23 protein-coding genes and 1 tRNA gene are annotated in these 25381 nt (G+C 57.2%); 20 read left to right on the plus strand and 4 right to left on the minus strand.

Annotated elements, in window-relative coordinates; genetic code table 11:
* The first annotated feature begins 10 nt into the window (after window positions 1-10).
* From bioA to CHR62_RS03165, 4 genes are read left to right on the plus strand one after another with little or no spacing between them, the layout of a single operon-like run.
* Window positions 11-1360, plus strand: coding sequence for an adenosylmethionine--8-amino-7-oxononanoate transaminase (bioA, locus tag CHR62_RS03150; RefSeq protein WP_123660002.1), 1350 nt, complete (start codon window positions 11-13; stop codon window positions 1358-1360).
* Complete coding sequence (gene bioF / locus CHR62_RS03155) at window positions 1357-2562, plus strand: 8-amino-7-oxononanoate synthase (protein WP_123660003.1); 1206 nt, start codon at window positions 1357-1359, stop codon at window positions 2560-2562. The genes bioA and bioF overlap by 4 nt, the downstream gene beginning before the upstream one ends.
* A complete protein-coding gene (gene bioD, locus CHR62_RS03160; protein WP_093970662.1) occupies window positions 2549-3250 on the plus strand; it encodes a dethiobiotin synthase in 702 nt (233 codons plus the stop codon). The genes bioF and bioD overlap by 14 nt, the downstream gene beginning before the upstream one ends.
* On the plus strand, window positions 3247-4236 hold the full coding sequence (locus CHR62_RS03165; RefSeq protein WP_123660004.1) for an NADPH:quinone oxidoreductase family protein: 990 nt from the start codon (window positions 3247-3249) through the stop codon (window positions 4234-4236). The genes bioD and CHR62_RS03165 overlap by 4 nt, the downstream gene beginning before the upstream one ends.
* Here the strand turns inward: CHR62_RS03165 and cls are convergent.
* Complete coding sequence (cls, locus tag CHR62_RS03170) at window positions 4220-5674, minus strand: cardiolipin synthase (protein ID WP_123660005.1); 1455 nt, start codon at window positions 5672-5674, stop codon at window positions 4220-4222. The two genes, CHR62_RS03165 and cls, sit on opposite strands and share 17 nt — an antisense overlap.
* Window positions 5675-5794: 120 nt before the next feature.
* Between cls and CHR62_RS03175 the strand changes: the two genes are divergently transcribed.
* The 6 genes from CHR62_RS03175 to bamC all read left to right on the plus strand — a co-directional run bounded on the left by CHR62_RS03175 (window position 5795) and on the right by bamC (window position 9827).
* Window positions 5795-5870 (plus strand) — tRNA-His (locus tag CHR62_RS03175).
* 162 nt (window positions 5871-6032) lie between these two features.
* Window positions 6033-6272, plus strand: coding sequence for a DUF333 domain-containing protein (locus CHR62_RS03180; protein WP_093970831.1), 240 nt, complete (start codon window positions 6033-6035; stop codon window positions 6270-6272).
* 144 nt (window positions 6273-6416) lie between these two features.
* On the plus strand, window positions 6417-7043 hold the full coding sequence (locus tag CHR62_RS03185; RefSeq protein ID WP_093970832.1) for an L-threonylcarbamoyladenylate synthase: 627 nt from the start codon (window positions 6417-6419) through the stop codon (window positions 7041-7043).
* Between the two features lie 23 nt (window positions 7044-7066).
* Window positions 7067-7717, plus strand: a complete 651-nt coding sequence (locus CHR62_RS03190) for a site-2 protease family protein (protein WP_093970665.1) — start codon at window positions 7067-7069, stop codon at window positions 7715-7717.
* 83 nt (window positions 7718-7800) lie between these two features.
* Window positions 7801-8703, plus strand: a complete 903-nt coding sequence (gene dapA, locus CHR62_RS03195; RefSeq protein ID WP_093970666.1) for a 4-hydroxy-tetrahydrodipicolinate synthase — start codon at window positions 7801-7803, stop codon at window positions 8701-8703.
* 8 nt (window positions 8704-8711) lie between these two features.
* Complete coding sequence (gene bamC, locus CHR62_RS03200; RefSeq protein WP_173862530.1) at window positions 8712-9827, plus strand: outer membrane protein assembly factor BamC; 1116 nt, start codon at window positions 8712-8714, stop codon at window positions 9825-9827.
* Window position 9828: 1 nt separating this feature from the next.
* Here the strand turns inward: bamC and cysG are convergent, their stop codons facing one another.
* The 3 genes from cysG to mutS all read right to left on the minus strand — a co-directional run bounded on the left by cysG (window position 9829) and on the right by mutS (window position 15275).
* Window positions 9829-11325 carry a siroheme synthase CysG gene (cysG, locus tag CHR62_RS03205; protein ID WP_123660006.1) on the minus strand — a complete coding sequence of 499 codons (1497 nt, stop codon included), beginning with the start codon at window positions 11323-11325 and terminating at the stop codon, window positions 9829-9831.
* A 123-nt stretch (window positions 11326-11448) separates the two neighbouring features.
* On the minus strand, window positions 11449-12633 hold the full coding sequence (locus CHR62_RS03210; protein WP_123660007.1) for a cupin domain-containing protein: 1185 nt from the start codon (window positions 12631-12633) through the stop codon (window positions 11449-11451).
* A complete protein-coding gene (mutS, locus tag CHR62_RS03215) occupies window positions 12630-15275 on the minus strand; it encodes a DNA mismatch repair protein MutS (protein WP_233574847.1) in 2646 nt (881 codons plus the stop codon). The genes CHR62_RS03210 and mutS overlap by 4 nt, the downstream gene beginning before the upstream one ends.
* A gap of 209 nt (window positions 15276-15484) precedes the next feature.
* Between mutS and CHR62_RS03220 the strand changes: the two genes are divergently transcribed.
* The 10 genes from CHR62_RS03220 (at window position 15485) to CHR62_RS03265 (ending at window position 25259) form a co-directional block, all read left to right on the plus strand.
* A complete protein-coding gene (locus CHR62_RS03220) occupies window positions 15485-16255 on the plus strand; it encodes a GntR family transcriptional regulator (protein WP_233574849.1) in 771 nt (256 codons plus the stop codon).
* A complete protein-coding gene (locus CHR62_RS03225; protein WP_123660008.1) occupies window positions 16252-17727 on the plus strand; it encodes a benzaldehyde dehydrogenase in 1476 nt (491 codons plus the stop codon). Before CHR62_RS03220 ends, CHR62_RS03225 begins: the two co-directional genes overlap by 4 nt.
* Before the next feature lie 33 nt (window positions 17728-17760).
* The gene (locus CHR62_RS03230; protein WP_093970673.1) at window positions 17761-18960 is read left to right on the plus strand and encodes an amino acid ABC transporter substrate-binding protein; all 1200 of its coding nucleotides are present in this window, start codon (window positions 17761-17763) and stop codon (window positions 18958-18960) included.
* Between the two features lie 140 nt (window positions 18961-19100).
* Window positions 19101-19976, plus strand: coding sequence for a branched-chain amino acid ABC transporter permease (locus tag CHR62_RS03235; protein WP_093970674.1), 876 nt, complete (start codon window positions 19101-19103; stop codon window positions 19974-19976).
* Complete coding sequence (locus CHR62_RS03240) at window positions 19973-20887, plus strand: branched-chain amino acid ABC transporter permease (RefSeq protein WP_093970675.1); 915 nt, start codon at window positions 19973-19975, stop codon at window positions 20885-20887. The genes CHR62_RS03235 and CHR62_RS03240 overlap by 4 nt, the downstream gene beginning before the upstream one ends.
* On the plus strand, window positions 20884-21627 hold the full coding sequence (locus CHR62_RS03245; protein WP_123660009.1) for an ABC transporter ATP-binding protein: 744 nt from the start codon (window positions 20884-20886) through the stop codon (window positions 21625-21627). The genes CHR62_RS03240 and CHR62_RS03245 overlap by 4 nt, the downstream gene beginning before the upstream one ends.
* Window positions 21624-22334, plus strand: coding sequence for an ABC transporter ATP-binding protein (locus CHR62_RS03250; RefSeq protein ID WP_123660010.1), 711 nt, complete (start codon window positions 21624-21626; stop codon window positions 22332-22334). The genes CHR62_RS03245 and CHR62_RS03250 overlap by 4 nt, the downstream gene beginning before the upstream one ends.
* 176 nt (window positions 22335-22510) lie before the next feature.
* Window positions 22511-23023, plus strand: coding sequence for a MarR family winged helix-turn-helix transcriptional regulator (locus tag CHR62_RS03255; protein WP_123660011.1), 513 nt, complete (start codon window positions 22511-22513; stop codon window positions 23021-23023).
* A gap of 144 nt (window positions 23024-23167) precedes the next feature.
* Window positions 23168-24217: an aromatic ring-hydroxylating dioxygenase subunit alpha gene (locus CHR62_RS03260; protein ID WP_123660012.1), complete on the plus strand. Its 1050-nt coding sequence runs from the start codon at window positions 23168-23170 to the stop codon at window positions 24215-24217.
* An 85-nt stretch (window positions 24218-24302) separates the two neighbouring features.
* A complete protein-coding gene (locus CHR62_RS03265) occupies window positions 24303-25259 on the plus strand; it encodes a PDR/VanB family oxidoreductase (protein WP_123660013.1) in 957 nt (318 codons plus the stop codon).
* Window positions 25260-25381: the final 122 nt, after the last annotated feature.

The raw sequence follows: 25381 nt of genomic DNA on the forward strand, positions 1-25381 counted from the left end.
GGTGACCGGCGTGGCTGACCTCGCGTCTTCCGATACCGATTGGGTAGCTCGCAGCCTGCGTAGTGTCTGGCATCCGTGTACTCAAATGCAGCACCACGAAACTGTGCCGTTAGTGCCAGTGGCGCGCGGGCAGGGGGCCTGGTTGTTCGACCACGATGGGCGCAGGTTCCTCGATGCCATCAGTTCATGGTGGGTCAACTTGTTCGGGCACGCCAATCCACGTATCAACGCGGCGCTAAAAGATCAGCTCGATCGTCTTGAGCACGCCATGCTGGCGGGGTTTACGCACGAGCCGGTTGTCATGTTGTCCGAGCGCTTGTCGGCGCTGACATCAGGGCGGTTGGGGCACTGTTTTTATGCCTCCGACGGCGCCTCTGCCGTCGAAATTGCCCTAAAAATGAGCTTCCATTATTGGCGTAATACGGGGCGCTCGGCCAAGCAAAGCTTTGTGTGTCTGGAAGGCAGCTATCACGGCGAAACCATCGGGGCGCTGGCCGTAACCGATGTAGCCATTTTCCGTGATGCTTACGGGCCGTTGCTTGGGCGCGCGCACGTGGTGCCGTCGCCCGACTCGCGCCATATCAACGCGGCCACTCCGGCGCAGGCAGCCGAACAGGCGCTTGCCTCGGTGCAACGCCTTTTCGAAGATCAAGCCGACACCATTGCCGCCATCATCGTCGAGCCCCTGGTGCAATGCGCCTCGGGCATGGTGATGTACGACGCAAGCTATCTGACGGGGTTGCGGCGATTGTGCGACCAATATCAGGTGCACCTTATCGCAGACGAAATTGCGGTGGGTTGCGGGCGTACAGGCACGTTTTTTGCATGCGAACAGGCCGGCATATGGCCTGATTTCATGACTTTGTCCAAGGGGATCAGCGGCGGCTATTTGCCTTTGTCGCTGGTCATGACGCACGATACCGTCTATCAGGCGTTTTATAGCGATGATATGTCGCGGGCATTTTTGCATTCTCACTCGTATACGGGGAATCCGTTAGCGTGTCGGGCGGCGCTGGCTACGCTCGATATTTTCGAACAAGATAACGTACTGCTCACCAATCGCGATAAGGCCGCCAAACTGACCCAGGCTCTGGCGCCGGTAGCGGCGCATCCGCGGGTGCGGCATTTCCGTCATATGGGCATGATCTGGGCATTCGACGTTCACTTCGACGACGCAGCCCAGGCCAAGGCGTTTTCAAAAGCTTTCTTTACAACAGGCTTGTCGTACGGGCTGTTGGCACGCCCCATTGGCACGACCGTCTATTTAATGCCGCCCTACATACTCGACGACGCTCAGATCCGCTTTCTGGCCGACGCGGTGCTGGCCGTGTTGTGCCAAGTCATAGGCGCAACGCGATGACGCTGCACGACAAAGTGTTGCATCGTCTACAGACGCTCGATGACGCCGGCTTGCGTCGTCGGTTGCGTGTGGTCGATACACCATGCGGGCCTTATGCTCGCGTCGACGGCCGGGAGTTGCTGGCGTTTTGCAGTAACGACTATCTTGGTCTGGCAGCTCATCCGCAAGTCATACAAGCCTTGCAAGAGGGTGCTGCTCTTTATGGGGCCGGCAGCGGTGCTTCGCATATGATCAGCGGGCATTCGCGCGCGCACGCCTTGCTCGAAGATCGTTTGTCAGCGCTTTATGCGCCGTTCATTGATCAAGCGCGTGCTTTGTATTTTTCTACGGGCTATATGGCCAACCTTGCACTGCTGACCGGCTTGGCGCAGGCAGATGATTCGGTCGAGTTCTTTTCAGAAGGTCTTAATCATGCCTCGCTGATTGATGGCATGCGTCTGGCACGGGTGCCGGTACAGGTATATCCGCACGGCGATGTTGAACAGCTCGAGCAGATACTGAAAGAAAGCACCGCGTCAACGCGCATTATCGTTACCGACAGCGTGTTCAGCATGGACGGCAACCTTGCGCCGTTGCGTCAGCTCGACGCGCTGGCTCAAGCCTACGATGCCTGCCTTGTCATTGATGATGCCCACGGTTTTGGCGTGTTGGGACACCAAGGGCTGGGGGCGCTGGAGCATCTCGATTTGCGCTCGCCCCGCGTTGTTTATATGGGTACGCTAGGGAAAGCAGCCGGCGTTAGCGGGGCGTTTGTTGTGGCCCACGCACATATTACCGAGTGGTTGGTGCAGCGCGCGCGTCCTTACATTTACACCACGGCGTCGTCGCCTGCGGTGGCTCATGCCCTGATGACAAGTCTAGATATTTTGACAGCTGATGAGGGGCGGGAAAGACGCGAGACCCTGGCATCGAACGTTCGTCGTCTTCGCGAGCTGCTGTACCTGCAAAAGTGGTCTGTACCACCAACTGATACCGCCATCCAGCCTGTCATTATTGGCGCCAACGCTGCAGCAATGCAGGTATCGTCTTTTTTGTTAACGCAGGGGTTGTGGGTGCCGGCGATCCGTCCGCCAACTGTTCCACCCGATACCGCCCGCTTACGCGTTACGCTATCGGCAGCGCACGATATAGACGATGTTTCTCGTCTGGCACGCGCGCTGAACCGGGCAGAGCGAGAGTTCTACGATTATGAGTCTTACTAAGGCGCCACTTAAGTTCGCCTGTTTCGTGACCGGTACCGACACCGAGATCGGCAAAACTTTGGTTGCGGCGGCCCTTATACATGGCTTGGTCAAGCGGGGGCTGTCTGTGGCGGCCATGAAACCCGTAGCGGCAGGAACCGAGCGCAGGCAGGGGCGCGTGTCGAACGAAGATGTGGACACGTTGTTGGCTCAGGTCAATGTGCAGTTGCCCGCCGATCTTGTCACGCCTTACTTATGGGACGAGCCCATTGCCCCGCATATCGCCGCCGCCAAGGTCGGTAAGGTCATGGCGGTCGATGTGGTTCTTGATGCATATCGCCAGGTGAGCAGAGCCGCGCAAGCCGTTATTGTCGAAGGCGCCGGGGGCTTTTGTGTGCCTTTGTCCGACACGCAAGACATGGCCGACATGGCGCGTGCGCTCGGCCTGCCGGTAGTGCTGGTGGTAGGCTTGCGCTTGGGGTGTATCAGTCACGCCGTGCTCACTGCCGAAGCGGTGCGTGCGCGTGGATTGTCGCTTTGCGGCTGGGTCGCCAATACGGTTGACCCTGCGATGCCTTATCAGGCCGAAAACATTCAGACGCTTCAGGCCCGGTTGGGCGCGCCATTGTTAGGGGTGATTCCGCGTTTGCCCGAGGCCGATCCGGCGCTTGCTGCTTCGTATCTCGATTTTGCCTCGTTGTCGATATGAAGGCGTTGGTATGCGAACAGTTTGGCGCGTTGGACAACCTGCGGCTTCAGTCGGTGTCATCTCCAACGCCTGGGCCGGGGCAGGTCGTTGTTCAGGTTCACGCCGCATCGCTTAACTTTCCTGACGTGCTGATGTGTCAAGGCAAGTATCAGGTCAAGCCGCCATTACCTTTTTCGCCCGGCGCCGAGGTGGCGGGCGTCGTGTGCGAGGTAGGTGCGGGCGTGACCGATTGGCAACCGGGCGAAGCCGTCATGGCTTCAACCGGTTATGGCGCGCTGGCCGAGCAATGCGTTGTCGACGCGGTGCGTTTGGCCCGGTTGCCTGCCGGGATGTCATTCGCTCAGGCGTCGGCCATGGTGGTGACTTACGGAACGGCGCTTCATGCCCTAAGAGACTGCGCGGGTTTACAAGCGGGTGAAACGGTTCTGGTACTTGGTGCTGCCGGTGGGGTTGGGTCGGCCGCGCTGCAGGTGGCTCGTCAGATGGGCGCACGCGTCATCGCTGCAGTTTCGTCTGAAGCCAAGGCGGCCCTTTGTCGTCGGCAGGGCGTTGATGCCGTGTTGATCTACACCGAGCCGGCGCAACTCAAGTCCCAGATTGGTGCACTCGCTGGCGAAGGTGGCGTACAGGTGGTTTTCGATCCGGTGGGTGGAAACTTTGCGCTGCCCGCGTTTCGTTCTTTGGCTTGGGGCGGCCGGTATTTGGTCGTCGGGTTTGCAGCGGGCACTATTCCGGCATTCCCATTGAATTTTGCCTTGCTGCAGGCGCGTCGCGTATTGGGCGTGTACTGGGGCGAAGTAATCCGTCGTGACCCGGCCGCGTATCAGGCCGTTTTGCGTCAGTTGTGCGACTGGGTTACGGCCGGCCTTATTGCGCCGGTTATCAGTGCCGAAATCGGGCTTGAACAAGCCGTCGAGGGGCTTAAAGCCATCGAAGCCCGGCAGGTGACGGGCAAAGTGGTGGTCAAATTTACAGATACGGACTAGCTAGCCAGATCACTTTGTTGCGCAGTTTTTTGGCAAAGGGCAGGCCCGACAGTTTTGACAGGGTCAGCGGCTCACTGTTGTTGATTTCGTCATCAATGATCGACGAAATCTGCAATGCAATGTCATGGCTGTAAATCTCGATATCAAGCTCGAAATTCAGCCGCAGGCTGCGAGGGTCGAGATTTGACGAGCCCACATACGACCAGGCTCCGTCGATAGTGATCAGTTTCGAGTGGTTGAAACTGCCTTGGCATACCCATACATTGCAGCCGCTTTTGATCACCTGATCGATTTGCGCCATCATCGCGTAGTTCACCAGGCGCAGATTGTTTTTGCCTGGGATGACAATGTCGACCCGGATGCCGCGACGCGCTGCCGTGTTGATGGCACCGAGTAAGGTGGCGTCGGGCAAAAAATAGGGCGACTGAATGCGGACGTGATGCTGGGCAACCGCTAATGCCCCCAGCAGCATGCTGTGGTTGCTGCCCAGGCTTCGGTCCGGGCCCGACCTGATACTGCGTGCGGGTACCGTGGGCTGGGGAGGCGCCCACTCTTCGGCACACCAGGTTTCGTAGGGCAGTGCTTCTCGTGTGGTGAACCTCCAGTCGTGGGCAAACACGGTCATCAGCTGCTGGACAATTGGACCTTCGAACCGGAAGTGGGTGTCGCGCGCGGGCGGGCGGCCGTCATCGCCTTTGACGAACGCTTCCCGAATATTCATGCCACCGGTAAACCCGATTTTCCCGTCGATTACCAGAATCTTTCGGTGGCTGCGCAAATTAGCGTAAGGCATGCGCATGCCCAGTGGGTTGGTCATGAAGAGCGCCGTTTTTATACCCAGTTTCTTCAATAGCCGCGTAATGGGCGGGCGCGAATATTTTGCGCCGACTGCGTCAATCAGCACTCTGATTTCAACGCCTCGGTCTTTGGCGCGCGCCAGTGCCTGCGCTATTTTTTGGCCTTCGGCATCATTGTCGAAAATATAGGTTTGCAGTGCAATCGAGCGACATGCATTGTCGATGGCGTTGATCATGGCCGGGTAGGTTTGGTCCCCACCCGTCAGCATTTGTACGTGGTTGTCTTGATGCAGGGCAAAGTGGCTGACCCGATCGCCCAACGTGCGCAGCGAGGCAAATTGCGGTGCCGAATACGGGGTGACATCGGCCAGCGGGGGCAAGTCGACCTCGGCATAATCGCGCAGCGATGCGTCGCGTTGCTGCGAAATTTGGTCCTTGCGGGTGCGGTTGATGCCGGCAATGATGTAAAGCAGGGCGCCAAAAAAGGGCGATAGCATGATGACCCCGACCCAACCGATAGCCGCACGGACATCGGTTTTAGTCATGGCCGCATGTATGGCCGCCAACGCGCCAATGATCAGGCTCAGGGCAAACGCCACATGAGGCCAGTATTCTGCAAACAGTGCTTCAAATGCGGTCATATTCCGTGGCTCAGGGTAATAAGGGTCGGCTTGGGGCAAGTATATAGAAAGTCAAAGGCGGGCATGCCACGTGTTTTTGCAAAATTTAAAATACCTATGTTAGAATAGCGTTCTTTAGTGGTGACCGTAGCTCAGTTGGTAGAGTCCCGGATTGTGATTCCGGTTGTCGTGGGTTCGAGCCCCATCGGTCACCCCAGAATTTAAACGGGTTTCGTGCAATTTGCCGAAACCCGTTTTGTTTTTGTGTTGTCGTTTTGACCTGACAAGAAATTGGCGGCTTCGGTCATGCCGCGCTTGCAAGCGGGGTATGGGCGTTGTCGGCGCTAAAATCCCGTACAACATCAAACCGGGAGGGGTTATGCGTAAACTAGGGTTTTCAGTGATTGCTGTGTTGATGGCTTCGGGATGCACCATTTCGGGGCCTGACCCAGCACTTTCCATTGGCATGCCCAACCCAGCGTCTGTGTATTGCATAGAGCGGGGCGGCACCCTCGACATTCATCAGCGTCCAGACGGTGACGTGACGATGTGTGTGCTTTCTGATGGCTCGAAAGTTGAAGAGTGGGCGTTTTATCGGCGCAATCATCCACAGCAATAACATTAACGCCTGCCCTTACGCGTACCCTTTTATTTCCGGGTTTTCTTCTTGCGTTGCATCATGCGCAACGAGGACTTACACTTGGCCGGCTGTGCTGTGCGTTTTGCGTGTGCAGCAAACCTAACGTATTCGTGTGTACCGCCCATGGCCCAGTTATTTACCGTTCACCCTCAAAATCCACAACCCCGGTTACTCAAGCAGGCTTGTCAGCTTATTGAAAAGGGTGGCCTTGTCGCCGTGCCTACCGACTCTAGTTATGCGGTTGTGGCGCACCTTGACGACAAGGCGGCAGCCGATGCCTTGCGCAGGTTGCGTGGGCTCGATGAACGCCATCACCTTACGCTGCTGTGTCGTGACTTGGCCGAAATCGGCCATTTCGCGCGAGTCGACAATCGTCAATACCGCTTTCTCAAAATGGCGACGCCAGGGCCCTGGACGTTCATTCTCGAGGCCACGCGCGAGGTGCCCCGCCGGGTTTCGCATCCATCCCGTAAAACCATCGGTATCCGAGTGCCCAATAACCCGGTTCTGCTCGAGTTGTTGGGACATGCCGGTGCGCCGTTGCTGTCAACCACGCTTATCCCCGAGGGGGAAGAAGACCCGCTCAACGACGCACAAGACATTGCCGACCGTTTCGGGCATGCGTTGGCGGCAGTTATCGATGGCGGGGCCTGCCCGTTGCAGCCTACAACAGTGATTGATCTTACCGGCGACGAGCCCGTCGTATTACGGCGCGGGCAGGGCGATCTGTCCAGTCTGGGTCTGGACTGACGTTCAATTTTTAAAAAGCCTGTATGGAATCCATCATTCAAACCATTACGGTGTATGCGTTGCCAGTACTTTTTGGCATTACGCTGCACGAAGCGGCCCATGGCTATGTGGCGCGCATGTTCGGTGACCCCACCGCGTATCAACTGGGCCGGGTCAGCCTGAACCCTATCCGGCATATCGACCCGATAGGCACTATTGCCGTTCCCCTGTTTTTATTACTGACGACAAAATTGATGGGCGGGGCAGGCCTTTTGTTCGGCTGGGCCAAGCCGGTGCCTGTCGATTGGGGGCGTTTGCGCCATCCCAAGCGGGACATGATGTGGGTCGCCCTGGCAGGGCCGGGTTCGAACATTGTCATGGCCATTATTTGGGCGCTATCGCTGCGTTTGTTCATGTCCACGGGTATGGCGCCCGACGATTTCTGGGTCCGCATGGCCATTGCCGGTATTCAGGTCAATTTGGTGCTGATGGCGCTTAACTTGCTGCCTTTGCCCCCGCTGGACGGGGGCAGGGTTGTATTCAGCTTGCTGCCCGACCGCCTGGCGTATCAGTACGCCAAAATCGAGCCCTACGGCATGGTTATACTTATTGTGCTGATGCTGACTGGCGCTTTGTGGGTGCTGCTGCAACCCCTTTTAATGTTGGGGCAGGGCATTGTTCGCTGGTTTCTATAAAAAACCCAGACGGGCAATATCTGTTTGGCGGCTAATCCGTTAAACTTGCAGGTTACTGTGTATTCTCGGAGCTAATACTCATTATGGTCAGTACCGAAACTGCGATTCCAACGTTTCAGGGTAGTATGGTTGCGCTTGCAACCCCCATGCACCCTGATGGCAGCCTCGACCTGCCTGCGTATCGCAAACTTATCGATTGGCACGTGCAAGAAGGCACTGATGCGCTGGTCGTTGTGGGTACCTCCGGCGAATCTCCCACAGTCAGCATGGAAGAACATGCCGACCTCATTCGTATTGCCGTCGAGCACGCCGCAGGCCGTATTCCCGTGATTGCCGGGGTGGGGGCCAACTCCACCTCCGAGGCCATCGAGTTATCTGAATACGCCCTCAAGGCAGGCGCCCAGGCGGGTCTGTCTGTTGTGCCTTATTACAACAAGCCTACCCAAGAAGGCATCTATCAGCACTTTCGCACTATCGCCGAGGCTGTGGATCTGCCCGCCATTGTGTACAACGTGCCCGGCCGTACGGTAGCCGACATGTCCAACGATACCGTGTTGCGTCTGGCACAGGTGCCGGGCATTATCGGCATCAAAGACGCCACTGGCGATATCGCACGTGGCGCCTGGTTGCTGCATCATAAGCCCGCTGGTTTTCAGGTCTTCAGCGGAGACGACCCCACCGCAGCCGCCCTTATCATGCTGGGCGGCCATGGCAATATCTCGGTTACAGCCAACGTGGCGCCACGTCTTATGCACGACCTTTGCGCAGCAGCGCTTGCCGGTAATGTGGCTCGCGTGCGCGAACTAAATGGGCGTCTTGTTCAGCTGAACAAGGTGCTGTTTATCGAAGCTAACCCTATCCCCGTCAAGTGGGCCATGGCCGAAATGGGCTTGTGCCAGGCGGGCTATCGTTTACCTTTAACTCCCTTAAACGAGCAGTACCACGCCGTTGTGCGTAATGCTTTAAAAGACGTGGGCTTAATTTAATGATCAAGATGCGCTTAAACAAACGCTTTACCGCCCTTACCCTAGGTCTGGGCGTGGCTTTGCTCTCGGGTTGTTCGCAACTGAACCAGTTCATGGGCTCCGAAGATGCCGTCAACTACAAAAGTACGGTAGCTGGCGATCCGCTCAGTATTCCGCCCGACCTGACTCAGGCCAACCGCGACGCTCGTTATCGTGCGCCTGAAGGCACCACGACGTTCAGTCAGTACGCTGCTGCGCAACAAGAGCGCGGCCCCAATACCGGCGCCCAAAACATTTTGCCCAAGGTCGACGACGTCAATGTCATGCGCGATGGCGACATTCGTTGGCTGGTGGTTAATCGCCCCGCTGAAGCGGTTTACCCACAGGTTATCGAGTTCTGGGGTGAACAAGGCTTCACCATCAAAACTCAAGACGCTCAGGCCGGCCTCATCGAAACCGACTGGGCCGAGAACCGCTCAAAAATCCCCGAAGGCTGGATCAAATCTGCGCTGGGCAGCATTTTCGACCAGGTTTTCGACAGCGGCGAACGCGAGCGTTTCCGCACCCGCATCGAGCGTCTTAACGGCAAGACCGAAATTTATATCAGCCACCAGCAAATGGTTGAAACCGGCACGGCCGATAACTCAGGCTGGAAATGGACAGCCGGCAAAGAAGACCCTAATCTGAATGCGGCCATGCTGGCGCGCCTGATGGTTTTCTTGGGTACTGATGTTCAGTCGGCCCAGCAAAAAGTAGCCAGTGCTCAAAAAGATGCGGCTATGCCTACTGTTGAACCCGTGGCTCCCGACCAGGCGGCCATTACGTTGGGCGAGTCTTTCGATCGCGCCTGGCGTCGTGTGGGCGTTGCCATTGACTCAGCCGGCTTCTACGTCGAAGATCGCGACCGCTCGGCAGGTGAGTACTTCGTGCGCTACCTCGATACCGATACTGGCCAGAAAATCGAGCAACCTAATTTCTTCAGCCGTATGTTCGGTGGCAAGGGCACATCCGAGCCCAAAACCTTCCGTATTCGTGTCGCTGATCAGGGCTCAAGCTCGGTGGTGACCGTGCTCGACGCAAACGGTCAGCAAGACAACTCCGATACCGCCAAACGAATCATCAGCGTGTTGTCTACCAATATGTAAATCAGGCAGTGGCCAGTTCGGTCTGGGGTTCTTCCAGCGTCTGGCCAAACCATTTAAGTTGCGGGCCCAGCCCGGCAACTTTACCCACGATAAGCAACGACGGCGCCTTCATTTGGTGCCGTTTTGCTTTTTGCGGTAGGTCTAGCAATTGCCCATAAAGGGTACGCTGGCCTGGGCGTGTTCCGTTTTCTATTAGTGCAAAGGGCGTGTCTGCATCTAGCCCTTGGGCCAACAGACGTTGTGTCAAGGACTCGAGTTGGCCAACACCCATATAAAACGCAAGGGTTTCGTTCGGCGTTATGGGTTTAGCTGATAACTGTGCACTGGGTTGGGCGGGCGGCACGCCGTGTTCTGTATTGTGGTCTGGTACGTGGGCATTGTTTGCTTGCGCTTGCGGCAATACAGGGGCTTCTTGCTCGTGTGCCGTTACCAGCCGCACCGATTGCGCGTGGTCGCGGTGGGTCAGAGGCACCCCGGCATATGCAGCGCACGCCAGTGCGGCGGTAATGCCCGGCACGACTTCGTAGTCTATGCCGTGTGCAACCAGGTACTCTAATTCTTCGCCGCCTCGGCCAAATACAAAGGCATCACCGCCTTTCAATCGGACGACTGTCTGCCCGTTGGCTGCATGTTCGACCATTAGCGTGTGAATTCGGCGTTGGGTAGCGTCGTGATCTTCGCCAGGTCGTTTCCCTACTGAAATTTGCGTGGCGTCTCGTCGCGCCAGGTCGAGAATTTCGGCGCTGACCAGACGGTCGTACAGAATGACATCGGCTTCGTTTAGGGCGCGTAGCGCTTTCAGGGTCAGCAGGCCAGGGTCTCCTGGGCCTGCTCCCACCAAAATGACTTTGCCGGGTCGGTCTACTGATGGTTGGGCCAGGTGCTGCGTCAGTAGTTGCTCGGCCTCGTCGTCCCGGTGCTGGCGCAGTGCTGCGGCAACCGGGCCGTCAAGCAGTTCATCGTAGAAGGCGCGGCGCGCGCGCAGGTCGGGGCGTTGGGCCTTGATAGATTTACGATGCTTTTCTGCCAGCGTCGCCAGGGCGCCCAGGCTATGGTCAAGCAGGGTCTCTAGTTTCTCGCGGATGCGCCGGGCCAGTACTGGCGCTTGCCCTGAAGATGACACCGCAATGATCAGTGGGCTGCGATCGACGATGGAGGGTACCTGAAAAGAAGAGAGCTCTGGGTCGTCGACAACGTTGATGAGTAAACGACGCGATTGGGCGGCATCGGCAATATGCGTGTTGACATGGCGATCGTTAGTGGCGGCGATGACCAGCCACTTCCCGTCTAGCCAGTCCGGGGTGAAGACGTCTTGTATAACCGTGACTTTGCCCAGTGCTTGCCAATGTCTGATAGTCGGGTTTAGTGCGGGCGCGCCGACTGTAACGCGGGCGCGCGTCTTGAGCAGTGCGGCAATTTTTCGCTCAGCGACTTCTCCGCCACCAACGACGAGCACATCCCGGTGATCAAGACGTGCAAACAACGGGAAGAGCTTCATGACGGAATTCCTGGAAGTATGTGACTAAACGAACAAAGCCCATTCTAGGAAGAATGGGCTTTGTCACAAACGACCAGATAACTATGTCGATATGCCTGGCAGATATTAAAGAACGGCGCTTTGTTAAATAAGGTAATGAATCCAGCCGTCGTCGAGCCAGGCATTCAGCGTATCCAGGGCCTCGGCTGAGAGTCGCGCTTTGCGCAGGGTACTACAACTGATCTGCCGATCGTCGGCCAGTTGCCGAAGCCAGGGCTTGGCTGAAATGGATGCCACTTCGCCATTAATGAAGACGTTGTTGTCCCGGTACATCAATCGGCTGCAACGATCGAGCTTCAGCAGGCCTTCGTCGGGTATCCCGTCCAGCAGATCCAGAGACTGGTCTCCTGGTTGGAACCACGCGGCCTGTGACGGCTCTGTCAGCCATTGCCCTAAAAAGCGTGCCGCCAACTGAGGGGTGAACGGCACGCGACGTACCGCCTCAAGCGCTGCGTTGATCAGGGCTTCGGGCAGCTCAGCCGGGTGTGTTGTTGCGGGTATGCCGCGATCTTTGTAGCGCGCGTCGAGCGTAGGGCCGGGCAGGGGCGGGCTGGCATACAACCCGCCGGTGTCGCCCAGTTTGGCCATGATCTGATCGCCGGCCGCATCCAGCAACCCGCGCGCCAGTGCGCCGGCGGTTGGGGCGCGAAACCCGATAGATATTGTCATGCAGTCGCCCTGCGCTACGCCGTCGTGGGCGATATGCGGCGGCAAGTAAAGCATGTCGCCGGGCTCTAGCACAAAGTCTTCTTCGGCCTGAAAGTGCGACAGAATTTTAAGCGGCAGGCCAGGCACTAAAGAGAGGTCTTTCTGACCGCTGATTCGCCAATGGCGACGTCCTACCGCTTGCAACAGGAATACATCGTAGCTATCGAAGTGCGGCCCCACGCCGCCACCGTCAGTCGCAATGCTGATCATGGCGTCATCTAGACGCGCGTCACTGATAAACCGGAACTGATGCATCAGTTCTGCCATGGCGTCGTCGTGTGCATCGACATTCTGAGCCAGAACCGTCCAGTTGGGCTTGCGTGCGCCGGGCAAACGCTCAAGCGGGCCGCTCTTCATGTGCCAGCCTTGTTCATCATGCCAGATCAACCGGGATTCGACTTCTTCGCGCTTGACCAGGGCCTTGATGTCGGCGATGGAAAGCGATGGCTTGAAACCGGGGATGGCTTGTCTGATCAGCAGGGGCTTGCGCTGCCAGTACTCGCGCATGAACGTGTTGGGGCTGATGTCGCCCAACAGTGGCAAAGGGTTTTCCAGTTTCATGATAATTGGGCTCGCAATTTGTATAGCAGGTCCAGCGCTTCGCGCGGGGTCAGCGTGTCGGGGTCAACTTGCTTGAGGGTGTTGTGTAGTTCGGTCAGGACGGGGTCCGCGGCGTCTGGGGCAAGTGCAGGGGCACTCTGCGCCTCGGCTTGATCCGTCTCGGGCTCGACCGGGCTGAACAAGTCGAGTTGCGGTTGTGCAGCACCTGCCGATTCGAGCCGGGCCAGTTCGCGACCGGCATGACGAATGACGGCAGCTGGAATACCAGCACGCTGCGCTACCTGTATACCGTAGCTTCGACTGGCCGGGCCGGGCTGAACCTCGTGCAAAAACACAATGCCTGACGCCGATTCGGCCGCAGCCAGGTGCACATTGACGGCGCCCGCGGCTTCGTTCGGCAAGCGGGTGATTTCAAAATAGTGCGTGGCGAAAAGGGTCAGTGCCTGATTGTGCGTCAGCAAGCGGTGAGCAATTGCCCAGGCCAGTGCCAGGCCGTCGTAGGTCGACGTGCCGCGTCCGATTTCGTCCATCAGAACCAGGCTGTTTGGCGTACTCGCCGACAGAATGGCAGCGGCTTCCGTCATTTCCATCATGAAGGTCGAGCGCCCGCCGGCCAGGTCATCCGCAGCGCCGATTCGGGTAAAAATGCGGTCGACCTGGCCAATGGTTGCCTGTGTGGCAGGTACAAAACTGCCGACGCGCGCGAGCAGAGCGATAAGTGCAATCTGGCGCATGTAGGTTGACTTACCGCCCATGTTTGGGCCGGTGATCAGCAGCATGCGTCTGTCGGGGCCCAGCTCGCAATCGTTGGCTATGAATCGTTCGATGCTATGTTCGACCACTGGGTGGCGACCCTGTTCGATGACAATGGCGGCGTTTTCTGAAAGCTGCGGTGCAACCCACTCATTGGCCATGGCGTGCTCGGCCAGCGCGGCCAGCGCGTCGATGCGTGCAAGAGCCTGAGCGCATGCAGAGAGGCCATTGACGTGCGGCGCCAGCGTGTCAAGCAGGCTTTCGTACAGAAACTTCTCGCGAGCCAGACTGCGGTCTTGCGCAGACAGCACTTTGTCTTCCCAGCCTTTCAGTTCGGGCGTAATGTAGCGCTCGACGTTTTTCAGGGTTTGGCGTCGGCGGTAATCGTCGGGGACTTTATCGGTTTGGCCTTTGCTGACTTCAATAAAAAAGCCGTGCACTCGATTGAATTCGACGCGTAGGTTGGCAATGCCGGTGCGTTCCCGCTCGCGCGCTTCCAGGGCTACCAGAAACTCGCCACTGTCTGTCGCCAAACGTCGAAGCTCGTCGAGCGAGTCGTCGTAGCCGTCGGCGATCACACCACCGTCTCGGATCATGAGGGCAGGTTCGGCCGCAATGGCTTTCTGCAGCAGGGTCGTCAGGCTGTCTTCTAGGCCGAGTTGTCGGGCCAACGCGCTCAGGCCGGCATTGGCCTGGAAAGAGGACAAAAGTTGCTGCTGCAAGGGGGGGATCACTTGCATGGCATCGCGTAAGCTGGCTAGTTCTCGCGGACGCACCGATCGTAAGGCGATGCGGGTTGCAATGCGTTCGATATCCGGAATTTTTCGGAGCGTTTGCCGCAAGGCATGCAGCGGGGCGGGGGCGCTGAACTGGTCTGAACCGGCGGCGGGCGACAGCAGGCTCTGAATAATGCTTTGTCGTTCGATGACGGGATTATTGTCGCGCAGTGGGTGATGTAGCCAGTAACGTAGTAGGCGGCTGCCCATTGGGGTTTGGCAGTGATCCAGCGTTGAAAACAGGGTTGGGCTGTCTTCGCCCGACAGGGTTTGGGTGATCTCCAGATTCTTGCGGGTTACCGGGTCCAGAACCACGTATTGCCCGGCACGCTCGACACGCAGGCTTTGTATATGGCTCAGGGTCTGGCTTTGTGTGCGGCTGACATAGTGCAGCAAGGCGCCTGCTGCGCCAATGCTGGCGGGCTGATCTGCCAAGTCGAAGCCGGCCATCGAGTCAACGCCAAAATGCGACTGCAGGGCTGTTTGTGCGTTGTCGAGCTCGAAATGCCATACAGGCATGCGGCGTGTCGATGTACTGTCGCCCATGGTTATGGGTTGTTGCTCCGGGAAAATCAATTCGGCGGGCGCAATTCGGTGCAGTTCGGTGTCCAGCATTTCGGGGTCGCACGAGGTAACGGCAAAGTCACCATTGGCCAAGTTCATCCAGGCAACGCCAGCCGTCTTGGTGCGTTGCTGTGACATTACCCAAGCGGCTGCAATCAGGCGGTCTGCTTTGGCCGGCAGCAGGGCTTCGTCTGTCAGTGTGCCGGGTGTGACGATGCGCACAATCTGGCGATCGACGGGCCCTTTGCTGGTGGCTGGGTCACCAATTTGTTCGCAGATGGCCACCGACTCACCCAAGGCGACCAGTCGCGCCAGATAGCCTTCCATGGCATGAAATGGTACGCCGGCCATGGGGATAGGGGCACCGTTCGATGTTCCCCGTTTAGTGAGTGTCAAGTTCAGCAAACGCGCCGCACGTTCGGCGTCGTCATAGAACATTTCGTAGAAGTCACCCATCCGGTAAAACAGCAGATGCGATCCGGCCTCTTCTTTAAGGCGCAAATACTGGCGCATCATGGGGGTGTGGTTGTCGTGGTTGGTTACTGTCATTGCGTAAAACGATGAGGGTCCGATGTGGCCGCAGAGTGGGTCCGACAGTATATCTGCCCCGATGCTCGTGCTGTGCATGGCTTCGGATCTCGGTGTACCAAAATCCTTGTTGGTATACCGAAGTTAGATTTTTTATTTGTTTTAAGGCAAAAAATAGCTTCTTGGTATACATCTTTTTTATTTTGGTATACATTAATGGAAAATTAAAAATGACATACAGAGACAACATGACCGATAACAAGCGCATCGATACGCAAACCACACGCCTGGTCGTCCGTTTACGCGACATGATCATGAAGGGGGAGTTCAAGCCGGGTGAGCGGCTGGTCGAAGCTGTGCTGTCCGACCGTCTGGAAGCCTCGCGCACGCCGGTTCGCGCTGCGCTCATGACCCTAGAAAAAGAAGGTCTGGTTGAGCGTGCCCGTGGCGGCTATGTGGTGCGTACGTATACGGTGCGCGAAATCTCCGAGGCCATTTCGGTGCATGCCTGTCTGGAAGGCATGGCCGCGCGGCTGTTGGCCGAGCAAGGCCTGACGCGCGAACTCGACGACGCCCTGCAGGCCTGTCTCGATGAGGGCGACAAGGCACTGCAGCCGAACGAATTCAGTATGGAAGACATTGCTGCGTATTTGTCAGCCAATGTCAGGTTCCATAACCTGATCGTAGAGGGGGCCGGCAACCGGGCGCTGCAAGAAACGCTCGAATTTCTGGATCGCTTCCCGTTCGCGTCGGCTGGCGGGATGCTGCCTTTCCAGGCCAAGCACACGGCCGACGGCGACAGCGTGATGCGGTTTGCCCAGCGCCAGCATCACATGTTGGTCGAGGCCTTGCGAAAAGGTCAGGGGGCACGTGCGGCCGCTCTGGCAGAAGAACATCGACAAATCGCACTTTTCAATCTACGGCACGCCACGCGCCATGCCGATGACAACCAGGATGTCATTCCCGTGCTGCGTGCTGCCGCCCAAGGAGACGCAAATTGACAACTGCAGTACACGACGCCTTTGCCGACTACCGGCTGTGGGAAGGCAAAGCTTTGCTCGACGGCTGGAACACCACGTTAGGCGGCCGCTTTGACGTCATCGAGCCGGCCACGGGTCAGGTGCTTCAGACCATTGCATTGGCCAACGAAAAAGATATTGCCGAAGCCACTCGTATTGCCAAGGCGGCCCAGCCTGCGTGGGCGGCCACGCCTTTCGAAGCCCGTGCCGAGGTTTTTCGGCGCGCGGCTGACCTGATCGATAAAAATCGCGACGTCATCAAGCCGCGCTTTATCCGGGAAACCGGCAGCGTGTCGCCCAAGGTCGATTTTGAACTGGGGTTGGCCATTGGCATGTTGCGCGAGGCGGCGGCGATGCTGACACAGCCACATGGTCTGCTATTACCCAGCACGATGAACTGGCTCAGCATCGGACGTCGTATTCCGCATGGTGTGGTCGGTGTTATTGCGCCTTTCAACGCGCCCATGGCGCTGTCCACCCGTGCGGTTGCGCCGGCCCTGGCCTTGGGCAACACCGTGGTGCTCAAGCCCGACCCGCAAACGTCTTACGCTGGCGGCTTCATTGTGGCTGCGGCCTTGCTTGAGGCTGGTTTGCCGCAGGGCTGCCTGCACGTGTTGCCAGGTGGCGCCGACGCTGGCGAGGCATTGGTCGTCGACCCGAATGTTTCGATGATTTCGTTTACGGGCTCGACACAAGCCGGTCGCCGGGTGGGCGAATTGGCCAGCCGTCACCTCAAGCGCGTCACGCTCGAGCTGGGCGGAAAAAACTCAATGATTGTGCTCGATGACGCCGACCTTGATGTTGCCGCGTCGAACGTGGCGTGGGGCAGCTATTTGCACCAGGGGCAGATTTGCATGACGACCGGTCGCGTGCTGGTGCAGGACACCATTGCCCAAGCCTTTATCGACAAGCTCGCCGAAAAAGCCGAGCACCTGCCCGTTGGCGACCCCGCTTCTGGCCAGGTGGCACTCGGGCCAGTGATTAATGCGCGTCAGCTGCAGCGTATTGATGGCATTGTTAAAGACACCGTCGCTGCCGGGGCAACCCTGCGTGCCGGGGGCCGTTACGAAGGGCTGTTTTACCGGCCAACTGTACTCACGTATGTGCGCCCGGGCATGAGGTCGTACGAAGAGGAAGTGTTTGGTCCGGTGACATCAGTGGTCACGTTCTCGACTGATGACGAGGCGATTGCCATTAACAATGCGACTGAATATGGCTTGTCTTGCGGCATTCTCACGCAGTCGCTCGAGCGAGCCATGTATGTGGCGCACCGTGTCAATACCGGAAAAGTTCACATTAACGACCAGACGGTCGGCGACGAACCCTGGGTGCCGTTTGGCGGCTCGGGCGCTTCGGGTAATGGCGGGCGCCATGGCGGCCCCGCCAACTGGGAAGAATTCACGCAATGGCAGTGGATCACGATGCAGGATAAGGCCATGCCTTATCCCTTCTGACAACAACACAGAGACCTTCAACGAGGAGAAGACATGAGTCAACCATTTAATTTCAAGCGCCGTCTGATGATGGCGGCAATGGCCGCCGCTGCGGTAGCTGCGCCATTGGGCAACCTGGCCCATGCCGAAGACCCGATTCGTATCGGCTACACCATGTCGCGTACGGGCCCTTACGCAGGCGGTGCGCAGGTGTCGCAAGAGCCCAATTACGTGTTGTGGGCCGAGCAGGTTAATGCGGCAGGCGGTTTGTCGGTCAAGGGTCAAAAGCGTAAAGTCGAATTGATCGCCTATGACGATCGCAGCGAAATTGAAACCGCTGTGCGCACCTATCAAAAACTCATGGGTAGCGACAAGGTCGACTTGATTCTGCCGCCCTGGGGTTCGGCCATGAACTTCGCTGTGGCACCGCTCGCCAACCGCTTCGGTTATCCCTTTGTGGCCCCAACAGCCCTGTCGCGCAAACTCATTGACATGAAGCTGCCGTACTTTTTTTCGTTGCTGCAGCAGCCCGATAAAATGATGACCTCGCTGGCCGATATGCTCGCTGCGAACCAGGTCAAGACAGTGGCCATCGTTTATATGGATGATTTGTTTGGCCTTGAGAATGTGGCAGCCTTGCGTGAAGCCCTGAAAGCCAAGAATATCGAAATTGTTGAAGATAAGAGCTATCCACTGGGTGTTAAAGACCTGTCGCCGGTGCTCAAGTCGATCAAAGATAAAAATCCTGATGCGTTCATTGGTATTACGTACCCGCCCGACACTTTGCTGGTATCCAGCCAGTCGCGCGAAATCGAATTCAACCCTAAATTCTTCTACGTGTCAGTGGGTACGGCTTTCCCGTTATACAAGCAGCGCATTGGGGACAACACTGAAGGTGTGATGGGCATGGGCTCTTGGAACGCGAAAGTGTCGCCCGGCGCCAAGGCTTATTTCGATGCGCACGTTGCCAGCGCGGGCAAAGAGCCCGATCGCTGGGCCAGCGGCCACGCCTGGGCCGGTCTTGAGATCATTGAGCAAACGGTAGACGCCGTTGGCCTCGATCGCAAGGCAATGCGCGACTATATCGCCAAAAACGAGTTCGATACTATTCTGGGCAAAATCCGTTTTGAAGGCGGCGAAAACGCAAGTATCCCCGGCACAGTCGGTCAATGGCAGGGTAGCGAGTTCGAGGTTGTCTGGCCTCAAGATCGTGCGACCGCCAAGCCGATCATTCCCAAACCCAACTGGAAGTAACGCATAGGCAGGGCGGGGGCGGCGCCGTCTTGGCTGCCCCCGTTGGTGCAGCGGCGCCTCCGCGCAGGCGCTCGCATCTGGCTTCTCCTTCGACGTAATGCCTGAGCACCGTGTGAGTGTGCAGGGCGAAAGAAGACACAATGAATTTATCGTTATTTGCCGATCTGGCCGTCAATGGCCTGGTCATCGGCGGCATTTACGCGGTTGTCGCGATTGGCTTGAACATGCAGTATGGCCTGATGCGCATTCTGAATATTGCGCACGGTGAGTTTCTCATGATCGGCGCCTTCCTGACATTTACGCTGCATACCGTTACCGGCATCAGCCCGCTGGTGTTTATCCCTGTCGTGATGCTGGCCAGTTTTGTCTTGGGCGTCATTTTGCACCGACTGGTGTTTCGGCGTCTGACGGCGCAGGCCAAATCACTCGATCAGGTTGAAGAACGCAGTCTCATTATCGGGTTCGGCCTGATGTTCATTTTGCAGAACGTGGCCACACTGATTTGGGGCTCCGACCTGCATGGGTACGACTTTTTAAGTGAGCCGGTCAAGTTCGGCGGTGTGATCGTTACCCAAAATCGCTTACTGGTGCTGTTCCTTGCATTGCTGATCAGTATTTTCCTGATCTTGTTATTGCAGCGCACCCTGATCGGCAAGGCCGTGCGCGGCATGCTTCAGTCGCCCATAGGTGCGCAACTGGTGGGTGTCGATGCCGCACGGCTCAACCCGTTTGTATTTGGTCTTGGTATTGCCATGGCCGGGTTGGCCGGTGCGTTGCTCAGCATGATTTACGAGGTCACACCGTCGATTGGCGAGTCTTACACCATCATGGCGTTAATTGTGATTACGCTGGGCGGGTTGGGTAGCATCGGCGGCAGTTTCATGGCGGCGTTATTGCTGGGCATGATTGAAAGCTTCGGTACCCATCTGACGAACCCGTCACTCAAGATGATCCTCAGCTACAGCGTGTTTGTGCTGATTCTGATGTTCAAACCCAAGGGGTTATTCGCCAAATGAAATTGTTTTATCCTGCCGTTGCAGCCAGCGGCATTATTCTGGCTGCCGGGCCTTGGGTGTTGTCCGAGTTCTGGCTATCGCTGCTCATGAGCTGCATGATGTATGTCGTACTGGCGGTCAGTTGGTCGATGTTCAGCGGCGCCACTCGTTACTTGTCGCTGGCAACCTCCGCCTTGTTCGGGCTAGGGGCTTATACCACCGCCTGGGGCTACGAGTTCTTGCCCTGGCCTATGCTGATAGTGGCAGGTGCGTTGGTCTCTGCCGCGTTTGCGGCCGTGCTGGGCGCCGCCGTCATGCATCTGCGTGGCACTTATTTTGCCATTCTTACTTTTGGTATGGGCGAGCTGGTCAAGCACAGCATCACCTATATAGAAAAGAGCGCTTTCGGTACAGTGGGGCGCGTCATTATGGATGTGCCCTCAAACGATGTGGTGTACTGGACGGTTGTTTTCCTGGCGCTGCTCACAGTGTTGGTTTACCACTGGGTAGCGAACTCGCGTCTGGGTTTTGCCATGCGCGGCATTGGCGCCGACGAGCAGCGTGCCGCTACCTTCGGCGTCAACCCCCGCATCGTCAAAATTGTGGGTTTTGCGCTCACTGCATCGCTGGCCGGTGCCATCGGCGCGGCGATGGCGGTGCGCTGGACCTACATTGACCCACATACGGCGTTTCATCCGTTCATCGGCTTTCAAACCGTACTGATCGCCATGATTGGGGGCGCAGCCACGTTACGCGGACCGCTGGTTGCGGCTATCGCTCTAAGTCTGTTGTCTGATGTATTGCGTCTTAATTTTGCGAATGCCTATCTGATTTTGCTAGGTACCTTGCTCATCCTGAGTGTGCTGTTTATGCCCCAGGGGATTGCCAGCGTTCAGTGGCGCAAGTTGCTGGGCCGGGGAGACACGAAATGACGACACCGTATTTGTTGGAAGTGAACAATGTCGGCATGCAGTTCGGCGGGCTTAAGGCGTTGTCCGATATCAATATCCGAGTACGTGCGGGCGAGTTCATGGGCATTATTGGGCCCAACGGTGCTGGCAAAACTACGTTCTTTCATGCCATTAGCGGTGTGTTGCCGCCCACCAGCGGAGAAGTGCTGATTGGTGGGCAGTCAATGAAAAATCGCCAGGCGCAGGCGTTTTGTCGCGCCGGTGTGGCGCGCACCTTCCAGACGCCGCGTGTGTTTGGCGAAATGACGGCCCGTGAAAACGTTCGGTTTGCGCTGTCTTTTGGGCGCTCTGCAACCGCACCGAAAGGGTGCAGCTCGTTGGTTATTGACGAAGTGATGCAGGCAGTTGGTGTCGATGATGTGGCCAATGAAATTGCGGGGGCTTTGCCGCCCGCCCGCCAACGTCAGCTGGAAATCGCCATGGCGCTGGCGACGTCACCGCGGTTGTTGTTGCTCGATGAGGTGGCGGCGGGTCTGACCGAAGGCGAGGTCGAAGACGTTGCCAGGTTGATTGCCCGGTTGCGCACCGAATACAACCTGACCGTCGTCTGGATCGAGCACGCCGTCAAAACATTGATGGCCGCAGTAGAGCGGGTCGCTGTACTGAACTTTGGCCAGCTATTGGCCGACGGTACGCCTGCCGAAATTGCCGCCAACCCCAAAGTGATCGACGCCTACCTGGGCGCAGAGGTGCAGTCATGACCCTTCTTCTGGAAGCCCGCAACGTGACCGCAGGTTATGGCGCGTTGCAGATTATTCACGACATTAATGTCAAAGTGCCAGTAGGCCGGTTCACCGTGATCGTCGGCCCGAACGGAGCCGGTAAGACAACGTTGATGAGCGTTCTTTCAGGGATGCTGCCTGTTATGTCCGGCGAGGTGATGCTGGCGGGTCAGCCGGTGTCAGGGTGGGGCGTGGCGCGGCGGGTCAAAGGTGGCCTCGTCTTGGTTCCCGAAGGGCGTCACTTGTTCGGTCAAATGACTGTCCAAGAGAACCTGGAGCTGGGAGGGTACCTGGTGCCCACTAAAGAGCGAGCCGCGTTAATGGATGAGGTGTTCTCTTTGTTTCCGCGTCTTGCCGAACGCCGTAAGCAGGCGGCCGGCAGCATGAGCGGCGGTGAGCAGCAAATGGTGGCTGTCGGCCGTGCGTTAATGGGCAAGCCCAAATGCATCATGCTCGACGAGCCTTCGTTGGGCCTGGCGCCAAAGATGGTCAGCGAGCTATTTCGCATTCTTAAAGAAATCGCCCAGCGCGGCACGGGTATTTTGCTGGTCGAACAAAACGTGCGCCAGGCGCTCAGTATTTGCGACCATGCGTACATTCTTGAACAAGGTCATATGGTGGCCGAAGGTGCCGGTCGTGACCTTCTAGAAGGCGAACGTATTCGTAAGTCGTATCTGGGCTTGTAAGCTGGCCAGTGCCGGGGTGGGACGGCGGCGCCAACCTTGATAACGGAGGTTGATGCCGCCGGCTTTTAGCGGGTCAGCGTTGCCGTGAACGGGTGTGGTTTTTTTTGCGGGTATTCTGCCTATAAAATAAGCGCACATTTGTGCAACGACTCATGTTTTAACGGCAGACTCACCCCATGCAAGAACTCACCCCTGCGCCCGTAGCCGATAATGACCTTACCGATCTGTATATTCAGCCGGGTCACTTGTTGCGTCGTGCGCATCAAATTGCGGCGTCGATATTTCACGACGAGCTGGGGCACATGATCACGCCGGTGCAGTATGCCATTTTGCGAACTCTGCGCGAGCACCCTGGTATCGATCAGGTATCGCTTGCGGGGTTGGTCGCTATGGACACCTCGACCGCAGCCAGTGTGGCTACCCGTCTTGAAGAAAAAGGTTTGCTCGACCGCAACATCGACCCGTCCAACCGACGGCAACGGGCCTTGTATTTAACCGAACAAGGGCGTAAGTTGCTTGAAAACGCAGTAGGCGGCATTAACCGATTGCACGATCGTCTTTTTGCGGGGTTTACCCCCCTCGAAGAAGAGCAGTTCATGGATTTGCTTAAAAAACTGGTTCACCTTAACAACCTGCAAAGCAGGGCGCCGTTCGCCCCACCCAAGGATAAAGTCGTTAACGTCGATTGAACCGCATTGCGTCCGCTAACCTAGGGTAAACCCTTGTTGTGCGGTTTTTTGACAGGCGTAAAATATCGTCCACGTTCAGTACACTGAATCTGCCCCGCTACGGTGCATTTTAGTGTGCAATCATTCACTCCGTGCGAGGTTATTATGTTTTTGAAAAATGCGTGGTATGTCGCCGCTACACCCGACGAAATCGATACCAAACCCCTGGGCCGCCAAATCTGTGGCGAGCGTATCGCGTTTTATCGCGGCGCCGAGGGTAAGGTCGCTGCCGTAGAAGATTTCTGTCCGCACCGTGGCGCAGCATTGTCGCTGGGCTACGTCGAGAACGGTAACCTGGTCTGCGGTTATCACGGGCTAGTCATGGGGTGCGACGGTAAGGTCGTGTCCATGCCTTTACAGCGCGTGGGCGGTTTCCCTTGTGTCAAAAGCTACCCCGTCATCGAACGCTATGGTTTTATCTGGGTTTGGCCCGGCAACCCCGCAAAGGCCGACCCTGCACTGATGCCTGACCTGTTCTGGGCCGAGAGCGATGAATGGGCTTATGGTGGCGGTCTGTACCACATCAAGTGCGATTACCGCCTCATGATCGATAACCTGATGGATCTGACGCACGAAACTTATGTGCACGCCGACAGTATCGGCCAGGAAGAAATCGACGAAACGCCGGTTAACACTAAAGTCGAAGGCGACGAAGTTGTGACCAGCCGCTATATGGAAAACATTATGGCGCCGCCATTCTGGGCGGGTAACCTGCGCGAAAACGGTCTGGCCGACGACGTTCCTGTCGATCGCTGGCAAATTTCGCGGTTCACGCCACCCAGCCACATTCTTATCGACGTGGGTGTCGCGCATGCTGGCAAGGGTGGTAAAGACGCCCCGCCCGAAAACCGTGTCCGCGCTATTGTGGTCGACTTCATTACCCCTGAAACCGAAAACTCACACTGGTATTTCTGGGGGCTGGCACGTAACTTCCGTCCCGACGACGCCGAGCTCACCGCGCGTATCCGCGAAGGCCAGGGCCGTATTTTCGGTCAAGACCTCGACGTACTCGAAGCCCAACAGCGTAACCTCGAAGCCTACCCCGAGCGCCGCTTGTTGATGCTCGGTATTGATGCGGGTGGCGTACAATCTAGGCGCGTCCTCGACCGTCTGGTCAAGGCAGAGCAGGAAGAAGAAACCACGCAAACAGCCTGAGCCTGATTGTCTTATCCACAGACGGTCGGCAGGGCGGTTTTCATACGCCCGCACCGCCTGTGGGTAAACCAACCATGTATACAAAATGAGTCAATTAACCGTAAAAGTCGTCAACAAAGTTCTGGAAGCCGTAGATATCGTCAGCCTCGAGTTGGCCAGTGTCGATGGTAAACAGCTTCCGCCGTTCAGCGCCGGTGCTCACATCGACATCCATTTGCCCGGTGGTATCGTTCGCCAGTATTCGTTGCTTAACGATTCTGCCGAACAGCATCGCTACATTGTTGGTGTACTCAAAGACCCAGAATCGCGCGGCGGCTCTGTGGCTGTACACGATAAGGTCAATGTCGGCGACGTCCTCGAAATCAGCGCGCCCAAAAACCATTTCGAACTGGTGCATGCCAAGCGCACATTGTTGTTTGCAGGCGGTATCGGCGTCACGCCTATTTTGTGTATGGCGCGGCGTCTTAGCCAAACCAATGCCGATTTCGAAATGCACTATTGCACGCGCTCACCCGATCGCACTGCCTTCGAAAAAGACATCAAGGCGTCGACTTTTGCCGACCGGGTACATTTTCACTACGACAGTGGTGATGAGGCCCAAAAACTCAATCTCAAGTCATTGGTAGCCGGCCCCCAAGACGGCACGCACCTGTATGTGTGCGGTCCCACAGGTTTTATCGACTACGTGGTCAACACGGCTAAAGAAGCCGGCTGGGCAGCGGGCAACGTCCACCTCGAATACTTCGGCGCTGCCGAAGTCGACACCAGTGGCGATACCTCGTTCGAAGTCAAAATTGCCAGTACGGGTAAAAGCTTTACCGTTCCGGCCGATAAAAGCATTACTCAGGTGCTCGACGAAAACGGTGTGTTCGTACCCGTATCGTGCGAAGAGGGTGTTTGTGGTACGTGTCTCGTGCGCGTCCTCGAGGGCGAGCCCGAGCACCGCGACTTGTATCTTACCGATGCCGAGCATGCTGCAAATGATCAAATGACACCGTGCTGCTCTCGCTCGAAGTCACCCGTACTTGTGCTCGACATTTAATAGTTTGACTGTGCCGGCTTCGCCGGTGCCATAAAAACGCCGCTGTTGCGGCGTTTTTATGGCCACTATCGGTTATTTCGTTATGCAAGCCTCAGGCCTTGGGTCTGTCCAGACCAAGGCCG

Source organism: Pusillimonas sp. NJUB218, from assembly GCF_003788685.1.
GTDB lineage: Bacteria > Pseudomonadota > Gammaproteobacteria > Burkholderiales > Burkholderiaceae_B > Neopusillimonas.

Excerpts from the sequence above, each read along its gene's own strand:
- bamC (WP_173862530.1), top strand. The coding sequence starts at position 8,712 with ATGCGCTTAAACAAACGCTTTACCGCCCTTACCCTAGGTCTGGGCGTG.
- CHR62_RS03220 (WP_233574849.1), top strand. The coding sequence starts at position 15,485 with ATGACATACAGAGACAACATGACCGATAACAAGCGCATCGATACGCAA.
- CHR62_RS03185 (WP_093970832.1), top strand. The coding sequence starts at position 6,417 with ATGGCCCAGTTATTTACCGTTCACCCTCAAAATCCACAACCCCGGTTA.
- CHR62_RS03255 (WP_123660011.1), top strand. The coding sequence starts at position 22,511 with ATGCAAGAACTCACCCCTGCGCCCGTAGCCGATAATGACCTTACCGAT.
- dapA (WP_093970666.1), top strand. The coding sequence starts at position 7,801 with ATGGTCAGTACCGAAACTGCGATTCCAACGTTTCAGGGTAGTATGGTT.
- bioD (WP_093970662.1), top strand. The coding sequence starts at position 2,549 with ATGAGTCTTACTAAGGCGCCACTTAAGTTCGCCTGTTTCGTGACCGGT.
- CHR62_RS03240 (WP_093970675.1), top strand. The coding sequence starts at position 19,973 with ATGAAATTGTTTTATCCTGCCGTTGCAGCCAGCGGCATTATTCTGGCT.
- CHR62_RS03230 (WP_093970673.1), top strand. The coding sequence starts at position 17,761 with ATGAGTCAACCATTTAATTTCAAGCGCCGTCTGATGATGGCGGCAATG.
- CHR62_RS03180 (WP_093970831.1), top strand. The coding sequence starts at position 6,033 with ATGCGTAAACTAGGGTTTTCAGTGATTGCTGTGTTGATGGCTTCGGGA.
- cls (WP_123660005.1), bottom strand. The coding sequence starts at position 5,674 with ATGACCGCATTTGAAGCACTGTTTGCAGAATACTGGCCTCATGTGGCG.
- CHR62_RS03260 (WP_123660012.1), top strand. The coding sequence starts at position 23,168 with ATGTTTTTGAAAAATGCGTGGTATGTCGCCGCTACACCCGACGAAATC.
- mutS (WP_233574847.1), bottom strand. The coding sequence starts at position 15,275 with ATGACAGTAACCAACCACGACAACCACACCCCCATGATGCGCCAGTAT.
- CHR62_RS03210 (WP_123660007.1), bottom strand. The coding sequence starts at position 12,633 with ATGAAACTGGAAAACCCTTTGCCACTGTTGGGCGACATCAGCCCCAAC.
- CHR62_RS03245 (WP_123660009.1), top strand. The coding sequence starts at position 20,884 with ATGACGACACCGTATTTGTTGGAAGTGAACAATGTCGGCATGCAGTTC.
- cysG (WP_123660006.1), bottom strand. The coding sequence starts at position 11,325 with ATGAAGCTCTTCCCGTTGTTTGCACGTCTTGATCACCGGGATGTGCTC.
- CHR62_RS03250 (WP_123660010.1), top strand. The coding sequence starts at position 21,624 with ATGACCCTTCTTCTGGAAGCCCGCAACGTGACCGCAGGTTATGGCGCG.
- CHR62_RS03190 (WP_093970665.1), top strand. The coding sequence starts at position 7,067 with ATGGAATCCATCATTCAAACCATTACGGTGTATGCGTTGCCAGTACTT.
- CHR62_RS03265 (WP_123660013.1), top strand. The coding sequence starts at position 24,303 with ATGAGTCAATTAACCGTAAAAGTCGTCAACAAAGTTCTGGAAGCCGTA.
- CHR62_RS03165 (WP_123660004.1), top strand. The coding sequence starts at position 3,247 with ATGAAGGCGTTGGTATGCGAACAGTTTGGCGCGTTGGACAACCTGCGG.
- bioF (WP_123660003.1), top strand. The coding sequence starts at position 1,357 with ATGACGCTGCACGACAAAGTGTTGCATCGTCTACAGACGCTCGATGAC.
- CHR62_RS03235 (WP_093970674.1), top strand. The coding sequence starts at position 19,101 with ATGAATTTATCGTTATTTGCCGATCTGGCCGTCAATGGCCTGGTCATC.